16 protein-coding genes are annotated in these 12,604 nt (G+C 68.4%); 10 read left to right on the top strand and 6 right to left on the bottom strand.

Translation table 11 applies throughout. The features are described from left to right. Positions 1-85: 85 nt before the first annotated feature. From KNN16_RS00205 to KNN16_RS00170, 8 genes are all read left to right on the top strand, one after another. Complete coding sequence (locus tag KNN16_RS00205) at positions 86-946, top strand: branched-chain amino acid ABC transporter permease (protein WP_299282247.1); 861 nt, start codon at positions 86-88, stop codon at positions 944-946. Between the two features lie 26 nt (positions 947-972). After that, entirely contained in the window at positions 973-1,941 is a 969-nt protein-coding gene (locus tag KNN16_RS00200; protein WP_299282245.1) for a branched-chain amino acid ABC transporter permease, read from the top strand. Beyond that, the gene (locus KNN16_RS00195; RefSeq protein ID WP_303897980.1) at positions 1,938-2,699 is read left to right on the top strand and encodes an ABC transporter ATP-binding protein; all 762 of its coding nucleotides are present in this window, start codon (positions 1,938-1,940) and stop codon (positions 2,697-2,699) included. The genes KNN16_RS00200 and KNN16_RS00195 overlap by 4 nt, the downstream gene beginning before the upstream one ends. Next, complete coding sequence (locus KNN16_RS00190; RefSeq protein ID WP_299282241.1) at positions 2,696-3,406, top strand: ABC transporter ATP-binding protein; 711 nt, start codon at positions 2,696-2,698, stop codon at positions 3,404-3,406. The genes KNN16_RS00195 and KNN16_RS00190 overlap by 4 nt, the downstream gene beginning before the upstream one ends. A gap of 147 nt (positions 3,407-3,553) precedes the next feature. Then, entirely contained in the window at positions 3,554-3,748 is a 195-nt protein-coding gene (locus KNN16_RS00185) for a zinc ribbon domain-containing protein (protein ID WP_299282239.1), read from the top strand. 50 nt (positions 3,749-3,798) lie between these two features. Then, positions 3,799-4,068: a metal-sensing transcriptional repressor gene (locus KNN16_RS00180; protein WP_299282238.1), complete on the top strand. Its 270-nt coding sequence runs from the start codon at positions 3,799-3,801 to the stop codon at positions 4,066-4,068. 23 nt (positions 4,069-4,091) lie between these two features. Continuing rightward, on the top strand, positions 4,092-4,355 hold the full coding sequence (locus KNN16_RS00175; protein WP_303897976.1) for a hypothetical protein: 264 nt from the start codon (positions 4,092-4,094) through the stop codon (positions 4,353-4,355). A gap of 76 nt (positions 4,356-4,431) precedes the next feature. After that, positions 4,432-4,932 carry an OsmC family protein gene (locus tag KNN16_RS00170; RefSeq protein WP_303897975.1) on the top strand — a complete coding sequence of 167 codons (501 nt, stop codon included), beginning with the start codon at positions 4,432-4,434 and terminating at the stop codon, positions 4,930-4,932. A 28-nt stretch (positions 4,933-4,960) separates the two neighbouring features. On the opposite strand, the gene cax is transcribed toward KNN16_RS00170, so the two are convergent. The 4 genes from cax to KNN16_RS00150 all read right to left on the bottom strand — a co-directional run bounded on the left by cax (position 4,961) and on the right by KNN16_RS00150 (position 9,085). Next, positions 4,961-5,995: a calcium/proton exchanger gene (gene cax / locus KNN16_RS00165; RefSeq protein ID WP_303897974.1), complete on the bottom strand. Its 1,035-nt coding sequence runs from the start codon at positions 5,993-5,995 to the stop codon at positions 4,961-4,963. A gap of 236 nt (positions 5,996-6,231) precedes the next feature. Next, positions 6,232-7,488, bottom strand: coding sequence for a hemolysin family protein (locus tag KNN16_RS00160; RefSeq protein ID WP_303897973.1), 1,257 nt, complete (start codon positions 7,486-7,488; stop codon positions 6,232-6,234). A gap of 10 nt (positions 7,489-7,498) precedes the next feature. Beyond that, positions 7,499-8,173: a response regulator transcription factor gene (locus KNN16_RS00155; protein ID WP_303897970.1), complete on the bottom strand. Its 675-nt coding sequence runs from the start codon at positions 8,171-8,173 to the stop codon at positions 7,499-7,501. An 18-nt stretch (positions 8,174-8,191) separates the two neighbouring features. Next, a complete protein-coding gene (locus KNN16_RS00150) occupies positions 8,192-9,085 on the bottom strand; it encodes a patatin-like phospholipase family protein (RefSeq protein ID WP_299287383.1) in 894 nt (297 codons plus the stop codon). Positions 9,086-9,263: 178 nt separating this feature from the next. Here KNN16_RS00150 and KNN16_RS00145 point away from each other — a divergent pair, with 178 nt between their 5' ends. After that, positions 9,264-10,418: a hypothetical protein gene (locus KNN16_RS00145; RefSeq protein WP_303897968.1), complete on the top strand. Its 1,155-nt coding sequence runs from the start codon at positions 9,264-9,266 to the stop codon at positions 10,416-10,418. Then, entirely contained in the window at positions 10,415-11,074 is a 660-nt protein-coding gene (locus KNN16_RS00140; RefSeq protein WP_303897966.1) for a nucleoside triphosphate pyrophosphatase, read from the top strand. The genes KNN16_RS00145 and KNN16_RS00140 overlap by 4 nt, the downstream gene beginning before the upstream one ends. A gap of 103 nt (positions 11,075-11,177) precedes the next feature. Here the strand turns inward: KNN16_RS00140 and thiE are convergent, their stop codons facing one another. Both thiE and KNN16_RS00130 read right to left on the bottom strand, forming a co-directional pair. Then, the gene (thiE, locus tag KNN16_RS00135; protein WP_303897964.1) at positions 11,178-11,807 is read right to left on the bottom strand and encodes a thiamine phosphate synthase; all 630 of its coding nucleotides are present in this window, start codon (positions 11,805-11,807) and stop codon (positions 11,178-11,180) included. Beyond that, positions 11,804-12,574 carry a thiazole synthase gene (locus tag KNN16_RS00130; RefSeq protein WP_303897963.1) on the bottom strand — a complete coding sequence of 257 codons (771 nt, stop codon included), beginning with the start codon at positions 12,572-12,574 and terminating at the stop codon, positions 11,804-11,806. The genes thiE and KNN16_RS00130 overlap by 4 nt, the downstream gene beginning before the upstream one ends. Between the last annotated feature and the right edge of the window lie 30 nt (positions 12,575-12,604).

The raw sequence follows: 12,604 nt of genomic DNA, 5'->3' as shown, positions 1-12,604 counted from the left end.
CCCGGCCCCGAATCGTTGGGGCGGTGTCGGATCATCGGGTTATGCCATCTGAGGAACTTCGCCATTGATCCGGGAGGAGGCTCGGGTGGATCCGGGAGTGTTGCTGGCCTCGCTCATCGATGGGCTGTTGCTGGGCTTCGTTTACGGCCTGGCCGCCATGGGGCTCACCTTGATCTGGGGCGTGATGCGGGTGATCAACCTGGCCCACGGCCCGATCATCGCCCTGGGGATGTTCGGCGTCTATCTCCTCTTCGCCCAGGCCGGGGTGCATCCTTACGTAGGGCTGTTCGTCGTGGCCCTCCTGGGCCTGCTCTCCGGCGTCCTGATCTACGCCGTCGCCGTCCACCGGGTGCTCAACGCTCCTCACCTCTCGACCTTGCTGGCGACCTTCTCAGTCAACATGATGATCATCGGGGTGGGCACGGCCCTGTTCACCACCACTCCCCGTAACGTCAACCTCTCCCTGGGGAGCCTGACCCTGGGCCCGGTGGTCCTGTTGGGCACCCGGCTGGTGGCCGCCCTGGCGGCGTTGCTGATCGCCGCGGCCCTTTATCTGTTCCTCTACCGGACCACGCTCGGGAAGATGGTGCGGGCGGTGGCCAGCAACCGGGCCGCCGCTGAGCTGATGGGCATCCCCTCCACGCGGATCCTGGCCCTGAGCTTCGGGCTGGGGACGATGCTGGCGGCGACGGCGGGGGGACTGATCGCCACCTTCTTCCCGTTCACGATCCTGTCCGGCGGGACCTACGAGCTGAAGAGCTTCGTAATCTGCGTGCTGGGCGGGCTGGGGAACCCCACCGGGGCCTTGCTGGGCGGCCTGATCCTGGGCGTCCTGGAAGGGCTCATCCCGGTCTTCCTGCCCACCGGCTGGGTCCCCGTCATCGAGTTCGCGATGTTCGTCCTGCTGCTGCTGGTGCGCCCCCAGGGATTGCTGGGAGAGCGATAGGGATCCTTTTGCCCGGGTGAAGGACGATGGAGTTCTGGCGCTCGCGTTCCCTGTGGATCACGCTGATCGTCCTGCTGGGGGTGGGCCTGTGGCCGGTGGCCACCGGCTCGGCCACCCTGCGGGAGGATCTGTTCCTGATTTTCATGCTGATCGTGCTGGCCTCCAGCCTGAACATCCTGCTGGGCTACACCGGATACGTCAACTTCGGCCACATCGTCTTCTTCGGGCTGGGGGGCTACATCGGGTTCTACCTGATGCACCGCCACGGATGGGGGTTGTGGCCGGCGATGGCGGCGGCGGGGGTGGCGACGGCCGCCATGGCCCTGGGCCTGGGCGCGATCATCCTCCGGTTGCGGGGGGCTTACTTCGCCCTGGCCACCATCGGGATCAACGAGGCCGTCCGGGCCTTCGTGACCAACTTCGAGCCCTTCGGCGGCCCCACCGGCATGTCGCTGAACTTCGCCGTTTACAACGCCTACGGCGGGCCCGCCCGCGCCCTCTGGCTCAGCTACGGCACGCTGCTGGCCCTTGCCCTGCTCACGGTGGGGGTGAGCTTTGCAGTGAAGAGCTCCAAATTCGGGCTGGGGTTGATGGCCATCCGGGAGGACGAGGACGCGGCCCTGGTCCTGGGCGTGCGGGCCCCTCGCTGGAAGACCCTGGCCTACGCCCTCTCGGCGCTGTTCCCGGGCATGGTGGGGGTGCTGTTCTTCTTCAAGAACGGGAACATCGAGCCGGGGGATGCCTTCCGGCTTCACCTTTCCATTGAGACCATCGTGATGGTGATGCTGGGTGGACAGGGGACGGTGTGGGGGCCGATCCTGGGGGCCGCGCTCTACGAGCGGCTCCGGGGTTATCTGCTGACCAGCCCCCTGTTCAAGAACCTGCACTTAGCCCTGGCGGGGGCCTTCCTGCTGCTGATCATCCTGTTCATACCGGCAGGCCTGATCGGCTGGCTGCGGGCCCGTTTCCCGGCTCTCCGGAGGATGCTGGCATGAACCTGCTCGAGGTTCAGGGGGTCTCCAAACGGTTCGGCGGGCTGCAGGCGCTGAACCGGGTCTCCCTCCACCTGCGGGAGGGGGAGATCCTGGGGCTGATCGGCCCCAACGGCGCCGGCAAGACCACGCTCTTCAACGTGATCAACGGCGTGTATCGGCCCGAGGAGGGACGGGTGATCTTCTGCGGGCGGGACATCACCGGGCGTCCCCCCTACGAGATCGCCCGCCAGGGGATCGCCCGGGCCCATCAGATCGTGCGCCCGCTGAACGAGCTGACGGTCCTGGAGAACGTGATGGTCGGCGCCTGCTTCGGCCGGGAGAACCGCTCCCTTCGCGAGGCCCGGGAGATCGCCCTGGCCGTCCTGGAACAGGTGGGCCTGGCGGACAAACGGGATGTGGAGGCGGCAAAGCTGAACGTGGCCGAGAAGAAACGCCTGGAGCTGGCCCGCGCCCTGGCCGCCCGGCCGCGCCTGCTTTTGCTGGACGAGGTGCTGGCGGGGCTGAACCCAACGGAGGTCGCCGCCATGGTGGGGGTGATCCGCGCCATCCGGGAGACCGGGATCACCATCCTGATGATCGAACACCTGATGCACGCGATCATGAACGTCTCCGATCGCATCGTGGTGCTGGATTACGGGGAGGTGATCGCGGAGGGCACGCCGCAGGAGATCGCCCACCATCCCCGGGTGATCGAAGCCTACCTGGGCGACCCCCGCCTCTCCCAGAGCCTGCTGGAAGCCAACGGAGGAGCGGGATGACCCTTCTGGAGGTCCGGGACCTGACATCCGGCTACGGAGAGGTGCAGATCCTGTGGGGTCTTTCGTTCCGGCTGGAAGCCGGGCGGCTGACCACGCTCATCGGCGCCAACGGGTCCGGCAAGACCACCACCCTGCGCGCCGTGATGGGGTTGATCCGGCCGTGGCGGGGGGCGATCTTCTTCGACGGCCAGGACATCACGTTGCTTCCCCCACACCGGAAAGCGGCCATGGGGCTGATCCTGGTCCCCGAGGGCCGGCAGCTCTTCACCGATATGACGGTCCAGGAGAACCTGGAGATGGGAGCGGTGACCGGCCGGGCGCGCGCCCGCTTCCGCCAGAACCTGGATTACGTCTTCGATCTCTTCCCCCGCCTGAAGGAACGCCGCCACCAGAAGGCGGGGACCCTCAGCGGGGGCGAGCAGCAGATGCTGGCCATCGCCCGGGCCCTCATGGCCGAACCCCGCGTGCTGTTCCTGGATGAGCCCTCCCTGGGCCTCTCCCCGCTTCTGGTGCTGAACCTTTTCGAGGTCATCCGGCGCCTGAAAGCCCAGGGGCTGACCATGCTCCTGGTGGAGCAGAACGTGCACCTGGCCCTGGCCGTCAGCGATTACGCCTATGTCCTCAGCGGCGGGCGCATCGAGCTGGAGGGCCCCGCCCGCCAGATCGCCCGCGACGACCGGGTCCGTCAGGCCTACCTGGGTCTGTAGGGCTTTGCCTCGCGTTTGACACACCGGCCCCTCCGGTTTATCCTTCTATACGGGTAGGGGGTAACCCGGTTATCGCCCCCTTACCGCCCGGGATCCGGGGAGGATCCCTCGCCGCGGGATTCCGCGTCGAAGGAGGTGAGGCGAGCGATGCCGCTTTACGAGTATCGCTGTCGCGCCTGCGGCGCCGAGTTCGAGCGGCTGGTGCGGTGGAACACCCCGACGGAGGAGATCGAATGCCCCCGCTGCGGCCGGCGGGAGGCGGAGAAGCGTCTCTCCCTTTTCGCCACGGCGGGGACCGGGAGCGAGTCCCGGCGGGGGCCCGCCTGCGGGCCGGTCACCTGAGGGATCCGGTGATCGGGGCCGGTGGCCCCGCTCGATCGAAGGAGCATCCAATGATCCATCTCCCTCCAGATGCGGAACAGCGCCTCATCCGCCGCCTCCGGCGCATCCAGGGGCAGGCCCGGGGGATTGAGCGGATGATCCAGGAGGGGCGGGATTGCCGGGAGGTGCTGGAGCAGCTGGCCGCCCTGCAGGCCGCCGCCCGCCAGGCCTTCCTGTTCGCCTCCCGGTCTTATCTGCAGGCCTGCGCCCAGGAGGATCCGGCCCGCGCGGCCCCGGCGCTGCACGACCTCCTGGAGACCTTGAAACGGTTACCCTCCTGACCCATTCGGCTTCGAGGTCCTCCATGGGGAACTACTGGTGGGAAACGGAAGGCTCGCCGTCGAAGCCTCGGGCGAAGAAGCGCCGGGCGTCCCAAGCGCCGGCCGAAGGCCCCTCCTTGACCTTCTCCCTGCACCCCCCGCAGGAAGCGGAGCAGGCCGTGGAGATCCACCGGGCGGGCGATCCCTGCCCCAACTGCGGGTTCGCCCGTCTGGAATACGACGGGTATTTCAACCTCCACTGCCCGATCTGCGGCTTCCGCACCGGCGCCCGCGGCGCCTGCACCTGATAACCGGACCCACCGGGGGCGGCGCCCCCGCGAACGCAAGGCTCTTTCCCGATCACCCATATCCGGGAGGTTTTCGATGGCCACCGAGATCCGTCTCGATCTGCTGGACCCTCAAGGGATGAAGATGGAGGCCCGCACGCCGAGCGGCCACGCGGTGATCATGGACGCGGCCCCGGACGTAGGGGGGACCAACGAGGGGCCGCGTCCCATGGAGCTGGTGCTGGTCGCCCTGGCCGGGTGCACGGCCATGGACGTCCTCTCCATCCTCCGGAAGAAGCGCCAGCCCCTCGAAGGGTTCGCCATGGAGGTGCGGGCCGAGCGCGCCCCGGAGCACCCCAAGGTCTACACGGATATCGATCTCCTCTACATCGTGCGGGGGAACGTGGATCCTCAGGCGGTGGTCCGGGCGATCGAGCTGTCGGCCACCAAATATTGCTCGGTCAGCGCCATGCTCCGGAAGACCGCCCGTATCCGTTACCGCTACCGCATCGAGCCGAGCAGGCCGGAAGCCTCGCCCGTCGAGGGCGAATACCGGATGGGGGAGGAAGCCCCCGCCCCGGCCGGCACCGCGGATTGATGCGATAGGCGGGGCTTCCTCCCCCGGCTCAAACAAAGAAGAAGGCGATCCCCAGCATGCCGTAGACCGTGAGCAGCTGGGCGCCCTCCAGCCAGTTGGTCTCCCCATCCAGGGCGATGAAGGCCGCGATGGCCCCCGCCATCATCAGCGCCACCAGCTCCAGGGGATGGAAGACCAGGTCCATCGGCCGCCCCAGGGCCAGGCTGGCGAAGACCAGGACGGGGGCCACCAGCAGGGCGATCTGCAGGCTGGAGCCTACCGCGATCTCCAGGGAGAGGTCCATCTGGTTCTCGGCCGCCATCTGGACGGCCACCAGGTGCTCCGCCGCATTGCCGACCAGAGGGATGAGGATGATCCCGACGAAGAACTCCGTCAGGCCCAGGGCGTGCAGGGCCGGCTCCAGGGCGTGAACCAGGATCTCGCTCATGATCACCACGCCCAGGGTAGCCAGGGCCAGGATCCCCAGGGCCTGGGAGAGCGTCCAGCGGGCGTGGGCGATGGCATGCCCTCCCAGAGGCTCCCGGGCGCGCAGGGTGTAGAGCACGCTGAGGATATAAAGGGCCAGCATCAGCCCGGCCACCCCCAGGCTCAGCGTCTCCACCGCTTCCGGATGATGGGCAGCGATGGTGTGGCTGAACAGGGAGGGGATCCCCAGGGCGATGAAGGCGAGGACGGTCATGGTCGTCAGCACCCCCGCCCGCTGGCGGGAGAACCGCTGGACCCCGTGGCGCCATCCTCCGACCAGGAGGCTCAGCCCCATCACCAGCAACATGTTCCCCAGGATGGACCCGGTGATGGAGGCTTTCACCAGGTCCAGCAATCCGGCTCGGATGCCGGCCAGGGCGATGATCAGCTCCGCAGCGTTGCCCAGGGTAGCGTTCAGCAACCCTCCGATGACCGGGCCGGTGCGCGCGGCCAGCTCCTCCGTGGCCTCTCCGATCAGGGCCGCCAGCGGGATCAGGGCCAGGGCGCTGAGGGCCAGTTCAGGGACCGGCCCCGCCCGGAGGAGGGCCGCCCCCAGGGCGAGGGGAACCGCGAGCAGCATCACTCTGGACCACTTCATCGTTGATAACCTCCCGGATGGAATTCCCTCAGGGTCGCGGCGGAAGCCGCTCCTACAGGGAGCGATTTCCCCTGTCCAGCGACGGACGCTTGTTTTCCCGTGCGGGTCGGATGCGCTCCGCTGTAAGGGACCGGGATGATCCTGGGAAACGCCTTCGCTCGACCTGCGAGGGCTTCGCTCCCGTGGCGGAGACCGGCCGAAATTCATTTCGACCTGCGAGGGCAAGCGATCCGCCTTCAGCCTTCAACGGCGGTCTCCAGGCGGCGGACCCGGAGCTTGCGGATGCGGCGCCCGAGGACCTCCTCCACCCGGAACTCCAGGCCCTGATCCGTGAAGACCTCGCCCGCCGCCGGGATGCGACCCAGGCGCTCGTAGACGTAACCGGCCAGGGTGTCAGCGCCCTCGGAGGGCAATGATACGCCCAGCACCCGCTCGGCTTCCTCCAGATCCACCCGGCCATCGAAGAGATAGGTCCGCTCGTCCAGGGGAAGGACCAGGGGCTCCTCGGAACGATCGAATTCGTCCTGGATCTCGCCGACGATCTCCTCCAGGATGTCCTCGATGGTGACCAGCCCGGCCACGCCGCCGTATTCGTCCACCACGATGGCCATATGGACCCGGCGCTGCTGCATCTCGCGGAGGAGGTCCACGATCCGCTTGCCTTCGGGGACGAAATAGGGAGGGCGCAGGAGCTCCCGGAGGGAAGCCTCCCGGATCCCATCCCGGAGCAGCCGGAGGAGATCCTTGGCGTAGAGCACGCCGACGATGTGATCGATGGTGCCTTCGTAGACGGGGATGCGGGAATAACCGGCCTGGAGGATCACGTTGAGGGCCTCCGAGAGGGAGGCGGTCACCGGGATGGCCACCATGTCCGGCCGCGGCACCATGATCTCCCCGACGACGGTGTCGTGCAGCTCGAAGATCGAGACGATCATCTCCTTCTCAGTGGCCTCGATGGCCCCGCCCTCCTCCCCGGCATCCACCAGGGTCCGGAGCCCGGCTTCATCCACCAGGGGGGCCGCCCGCCCATCGGCGCGCGGGCTCAGGCGCGCCGCCAGGCGGCGCAGCGGGGCGAAGAGGCCGCGCAGGGCCAGGAGGGTGAAGGCGGCCGGGATGGCCAGGGATCGAGCGTAGCGGCTTCCCAGGGCTCGGGGCCAGGCCTCGCCGGGACCGTGCAGCCCCCAGGCCAGAGCGAGCCAGAAAAGGAGGATCAGGGCCATTGACGCCCGGCTCTGGAACAGCCCCAGCGTCCCCCACCCGGCCACCGCGAGATCCAGGAAGAGAAGGGTCAGCCGCAGCGTCTGCAGCCGGATGGTGCTGTCCTCAGCCAGGCGGTTCAGCCATGCGGCGAGGAAACGACCCTCTTGCGCCCAGGCCTGACGCTGGGCTTCCGGGAGGGCGAGGATCGCCGCTTCCGAGGCCAGCACCCACGCCCGCAGCGTCAAGCCGACCAGCACCCCCCATCCGAAGACCCAGCCACTCCTGCCTTCCATACGCCTCCTCTTAGGCCGATCCCAACCCCTCGTCCAGGTAGGCTTTGATGTTGTGCTCCACGGCGTAAGCCGCCGCCTCGGCGCGGTTGGAGAGCCCCAGCTTGCTGAGGATGCTGCTCACGTAGTTGCGGACGGTGCCCTCGCTGAGGAAGAGGATCTGGGCGATCTCCCGGTTGGTCTTCCCCTCGGCGATCAGGGCAAGCACGCGCAGCTCCTGCTCGGTGAGGTCCTTGAAGGCGGAGGCCAGGGCGCTGCGGCGGGCGGCCCGCACGTGCCGGAGCAGACGAGGGGTTATGGAAGGATCAATGAGGGCCTCCCCCCGGGCCACTCGTTCGATGGCCATGATGAGCTCGTCGCTGCCGATCTGCTTGAGCACATAGCCGGAGGCCCCGGCCTCGATGGCCTCCAGGAGGAGCTCGTCCTCCGCATAGGAGGTCAGCATGATCACCCGGGTCTCCGGGAGGGCTTCGACGATCCGCCGCGTCGCCTCGATGCCGTTGCCGCCGGGGAGGCGGATATCCATCACCACCACATCCGGACGGTGATCCAGGGCCTTCTGAACCGCTTCGTCCGCCGAGCCCGCCTCCGCTACCACCCGGAAATCCGGGCGCCGCTCCAGCAACGCCCGCAGGCCCACCCGCACCACTTCGTGGTCATCGACGATCATGATCCGGATCGTGCGCATTTGGGAACGACCCTCCGTTCAGGCCGCTTGAGGAAGAAGACGACGCAACCAGCGGGGCTGGCTCATCGCCCGTTCCAGCCCGGCCAGGGCAGCCCGCGCCGCCCGCTCTCCCCGCTCCAGGATCTCCGGCGCCTGGTCCAGGGCGAACACCGGGATGTCCCCGGTGGGGACCCGGATCAGCCAGTCCGGGGGCGTCCGGGCCAGGCGGGCCTCTGTGATCCACCGGGCCATGATGCCCACCGAGCCGAAGACCACCTCCAGCGTCCGGCTCCAGCGCGCCCGCCGGGTCAGCCAGCGGATCAGCAGCGGGCCCGGCAGCTCCTCGGGCAGGCGGCGATCGCCGCCGGACCTCATCGGTCCGGAGAGATCCACTCCGATGACGAAGGTGGCCCCCAGGCCTCGGGCCACATCCACCGGCAACGGGTTGAGGACCCCGCCGTCGATCAGGCGCCGGCCCTGCCAGAGAACCGGCGGGAAGACGCCCGGGAAGGCGCTGGTCGCCAGCATGGCCTCCACCAGCGGACCTCGATCCAGCCAGATCTCCTCTCCGGTGTCCAGGTCCACCGCCACCGCTGCGAAGCGAATGGGCAGCTCCTCGATCCGCACATCCCCTACCGCTTCCCGCAGGAGGCGGGCCAGCCCCCGCGTGCTGACCAGCGCCGTCCCATCGGGATCCAGGCGCATGAACATCCGCCAGTGGATGCGCCGGGCCAGGGCCTCGATGGCCTCCGGGGAGAGCCCGGCTGCGAACAGGCCGCCCACGATGCCCCCCGCGCTGGTGCCGGTGACCACCGCGGGCCGCCAGCCCGCCTCCACCAGCACCCGGAGCACCCGGATATGAGCGAAGCCCCGGGCGCCCCCGCCGCTCAGGGCGATCCCCAGCCGATGCCGCCGTCCGAGCTCCCAGCGCATCGTGGGGCCTCCTCCGTCCGAATTTTCGATCTCCCAGGGGAATTATACGGATCCCGAGGAAGTCTTGCGAAAGCCGGGAGGCCGGATGGGCACGAGCGGATCCGCGCCGTGCCTTTTCTTCTGCTATGATCCCCAGGTTCGGGTTACAATTTCGGAAAACCCGTGGGAGGGGAGGACGATGCCCTTGTGGACCCGTCGACGGTTGCTGCGGCAACTCGGGGGGCTGGGCCTGGGCCTGGTGGCCGGGGCCTGCGGGCGGATGCTGGAGACGCTCACCCCCCCTTCCTCCCCTACACCCCGTCCGTTCCCCAGCCCGACGCCCTGGCCCTCGCCCACGGCCACGGCGATCCCGACTGACACGCCCATCCCGCCCTCTCCCACCCCGGCCCCCACGCCGACCAAGACCCCGTGGCCGCCCTTCCCCCGGCCCAGCAAGCTGGGGATCGTCGTCCAGTGGTTCCGGGACGTCCACATCGTGAACCTGATCGTGAACACCCGGATGCGGGTGGTGAAGATCATCGACGATTTCGGGCGGGCACCGGAGATCAAAGCGGCCTCCCCCAACACCGTCCTCATCGGTCGCATCACCCACAACCATAACTTCGGCTTTGAGGAGCATCTCCGGGACGGCCGGACGGATATGCGGGCGGCGGCGGAGTGGTATGTCAACCGGTTCATGGAAATCTATCTGGCGAACCCGCTGATCGACTACTGGGAGGGGCACAACGAGCCCCGTCCCCACAACCATGAAGTCATGCGCCTCTTCGCCCAGTTCGAGATCGAGCGAATGCAATTGATGGCCCAGCGGGGCCTCAAGTGCGCCATCGGGAACTTCCCCAACGGCTCGCCGGATCTGGAGCTGTGGGTGGATTTCCTTCCGGCCCTCCGGACCGCCCGGCAGCTCGGCGGGATCCTGGCCCTTCACGAATACGCCTCCCCCACCCTCGACGCCGGGGTGGATCCCCAGACCGGGGAGGGCTGGTTCACCCTGCGCTACCGCAAGGTCTATCGCTATATGGTCCCCCGGGAATATCAGATCCCCATCGTGATCACAGAGCTGGGGATCGACGACGTCCCCACTTTTCAGGGGCCGCCCTCCCGAGGCTGGCGCAATTACCTGAGCTACTGGGCCCAGCGAGGCTTCGGGGATCCCCATTACTTTTACCTGCGCCAGCTCTGGTGGTATGACGAAGAGCTTCAGAAGGACGATTACGTGCTGGGGGCGACGGTTTACATCGCAGGGGCTTTCGAGGACCAGGCCTCTTACGAGATCATGGTGGAGCCTTTCCGGGAGATGTTCGAAGACTACCTGCGGGCGCATCCGAACCCATGATCCCGGAGCGCTGGGTCCTGGCTTCCGCCTCGCCGCGGCGTCGCGCGCTCATCACGCTCCTCGGGCATCCCGTGGAGATCCTCCCGGTGGAAATCGATGAAAGCCCGCAGCCGGGCGAGGGGCCGCCTGCCTGCGCCGCCCGGCTGGCCCGGGCCAAGGTCGAGGCGGCCCGCCTTCAGGCCCCCGAGGCCCTGATCCTGGCGGCGGACACCGTGGTGGATCTGGAGGGGCAGATCCTGGGCAAGCCGGCCGACGCTGAGGAGGCCCGGGGGATGCTGCGCGCCCTGCGCGGGCGCGCCCATCTCGTCCACACCGCCGTCGCCGTCCATCACCCGCCTTGGGGCGAGACGCGGGTGGAGGTGGCCACGGCCCGGGTGATCATGCGCGCTTACGCCGACGAGGAGATCGAGGCCTACCTGGCCACGGGGGATCCCTTCGACAAGGCGGGGGCCTACGCCGTTCAGCATCCGACCTTCCGGCCGGCGGCGGCCGTCGAGGGGTGCTACGCCGCGGTGGTCGGCCTTCCCCTCTGCCACCTGACGCGGATCCTGCGACGCTGGGGCTGGACGCCGCCCGCCGACCTCCCCGATCGCTGCCAGGCTGCCCTCGCCCACCGTTGCTCCGTTTACCCGGAGATCCTGAACGCCTCTGGATAGCGGGTCGTTGCATTCACAATCCGCCGGCGGGGGTCCCTTGAACGGAGGTATATCCGCGGAAAAGATGGGGCGAACTTCTCTGATCCGCTCTGGAAGGAGAAGGTCATCTCTGTTTCCCTTGAAGGACTTCCAAATACGCCCTCGCGGCCTCCTGAGGATCCGTTGCCTCCATGAGGCCGCCCAGCACGGCGATCCCGGCGGCCCCGGCCTCCAGGCAGGATCGGGCATTCGCCGGGGTGATTCCCCCCAGGGCGATGACCGGGATGGGCACCGCACGCGCCACCTGCCGGAGGGCCTCCAGGCCCAGCGGCGGCCCGTAGTCCGGCTTGCTGACGGGCGTGAAGATCGGGCTCAGGGTGATATAATCCGCCCCCGCCGCCGCCGCCCGCTGCGCCTCCTCCAGGTTGTGCGCGGACACCCCCACCCAGCGGTCCGGGCCGACGAGGCGGCGGGCCTCCGCCACCGAGAACCCCTGGGGCAGGTGCACGCCATCCGCCCCACACGCCGCAGCCACCCCGGCGTGGCCGTTCACCACCACGGCGGCCCCCCATGCCCGCGCCCGCCGCACCACCTCCTCCACCAGCGCGACCAGCTCCGTCTCCGGGAGATCCTTCTCCCGCACCATCACCCAGCGCACCCCCGCCGCGAACAGCTCCTCCAGGAGCTCCAGGAGCGGCCGCCGGGCCCGACGGCGATCGGTGATCACCAGCAGGGGGGGCTGGGGCAGCCTCATATCTCGATGCGATCCTCCATCGGGCTGGACGGCACGGCGTAAAGGCGGCGCGGGATGCGCCCCGCTTCATAGGCCAGCCGCCCGGCCTCAACCGCCAGGCGCATCGCCCGGGCCATCTTCACCGGATCCCGAGCCTGAGCCACCGCCGTGTTCAGCAACACCCCATCACACCCCAGCTCCATGGCGATGGCCACATCCGAGGCCGTCCCCACCCCGGCGTCCACGATCACCGGCACGGTGCACATCTGACGGATCAGCCGGATGTTGTAGGGGTTCAGGATCCCCATCCCGGAGCCGATGGGCGCCCCCAGAGGCATCACCGCCGCGCAACCGATGTCCTCCAGCTTCTTGCAAACCACCGGATCGTCGTTGCAATAAGGCAGGACGACGAAGCCGTCCCTCACCAGCTCGGCAGCCGCCTGCAACAGCTGCTCCGTGTCCGGATACAGAGTCTCCTCGTCCCCGATCACCTCCAGCTTGATCCAGTTCGTCCCCAGGGCCTCCCGGGCCAGATGGGCCGTGAGGATGGCATCCCGGGCGGTGAAGCAGCCGGCGGTGTTGGGCAGGATGAAATAACGGCCCCGGAGCAGCTCATACAGGTTCTCCCCGTCGGCCCCCGGACGCACCCGCCGGATGGCCACGGTGACGATCTCCGTCCCGCTCGCCTCCAGGGCATCCAGCATCACCTGGAGATTGGGATAGCGGGCGGTCCCCAGGATCAGACGCGAACGGAACGCCCGCCCCGCGATCACCAGCGGCTCGCTCATCCCTCACCCCCTCGCTCAGAATGTGCCGCC

The organism is Thermoflexus hugenholtzii (genome assembly GCF_018771565.1).
GTDB lineage: Bacteria > Chloroflexota > Anaerolineae > Thermoflexales > Thermoflexaceae > Thermoflexus > Thermoflexus hugenholtzii_A.
Note: the sequence above shows the minus strand (reverse complement) of the source record. Positions and strands in the feature narration are given on the sequence as shown.

Excerpts from the sequence above, each read along its gene's own strand:
- KNN16_RS00200 (WP_299282245.1), top strand. The coding sequence starts at position 973 with ATGGAGTTCTGGCGCTCGCGTTCCCTGTGGATCACGCTGATCGTCCTG.
- KNN16_RS00195 (WP_303897980.1), top strand. The coding sequence starts at position 1,938 with ATGAACCTGCTCGAGGTTCAGGGGGTCTCCAAACGGTTCGGCGGGCTG.
- KNN16_RS00190 (WP_299282241.1), top strand. The coding sequence starts at position 2,696 with ATGACCCTTCTGGAGGTCCGGGACCTGACATCCGGCTACGGAGAGGTG.
- KNN16_RS00185 (WP_299282239.1), top strand. The coding sequence starts at position 3,554 with ATGCCGCTTTACGAGTATCGCTGTCGCGCCTGCGGCGCCGAGTTCGAG.
- KNN16_RS00180 (WP_299282238.1), top strand. The coding sequence starts at position 3,799 with ATGATCCATCTCCCTCCAGATGCGGAACAGCGCCTCATCCGCCGCCTC.
- KNN16_RS00175 (WP_303897976.1), top strand. The coding sequence starts at position 4,092 with ATGGGGAACTACTGGTGGGAAACGGAAGGCTCGCCGTCGAAGCCTCGG.
- KNN16_RS00170 (WP_303897975.1), top strand. The coding sequence starts at position 4,432 with ATGGCCACCGAGATCCGTCTCGATCTGCTGGACCCTCAAGGGATGAAG.
- cax (WP_303897974.1), bottom strand. The coding sequence starts at position 5,995 with ATGAAGTGGTCCAGAGTGATGCTGCTCGCGGTTCCCCTCGCCCTGGGG.
- KNN16_RS00160 (WP_303897973.1), bottom strand. The coding sequence starts at position 7,488 with ATGGAAGGCAGGAGTGGCTGGGTCTTCGGATGGGGGGTGCTGGTCGGC.
- KNN16_RS00155 (WP_303897970.1), bottom strand. The coding sequence starts at position 8,173 with ATGCGCACGATCCGGATCATGATCGTCGATGACCACGAAGTGGTGCGG.
- KNN16_RS00150 (WP_299287383.1), bottom strand. The coding sequence starts at position 9,085 with ATGCGCTGGGAGCTCGGACGGCGGCATCGGCTGGGGATCGCCCTGAGC.
- KNN16_RS00145 (WP_303897968.1), top strand. The coding sequence starts at position 9,264 with ATGCCCTTGTGGACCCGTCGACGGTTGCTGCGGCAACTCGGGGGGCTG.
- KNN16_RS00140 (WP_303897966.1), top strand. The coding sequence starts at position 10,415 with ATGATCCCGGAGCGCTGGGTCCTGGCTTCCGCCTCGCCGCGGCGTCGC.
- thiE (WP_303897964.1), bottom strand. The coding sequence starts at position 11,807 with ATGAGGCTGCCCCAGCCCCCCCTGCTGGTGATCACCGATCGCCGTCGG.
- KNN16_RS00130 (WP_303897963.1), bottom strand. The coding sequence starts at position 12,574 with ATGAGCGAGCCGCTGGTGATCGCGGGGCGGGCGTTCCGTTCGCGTCTG.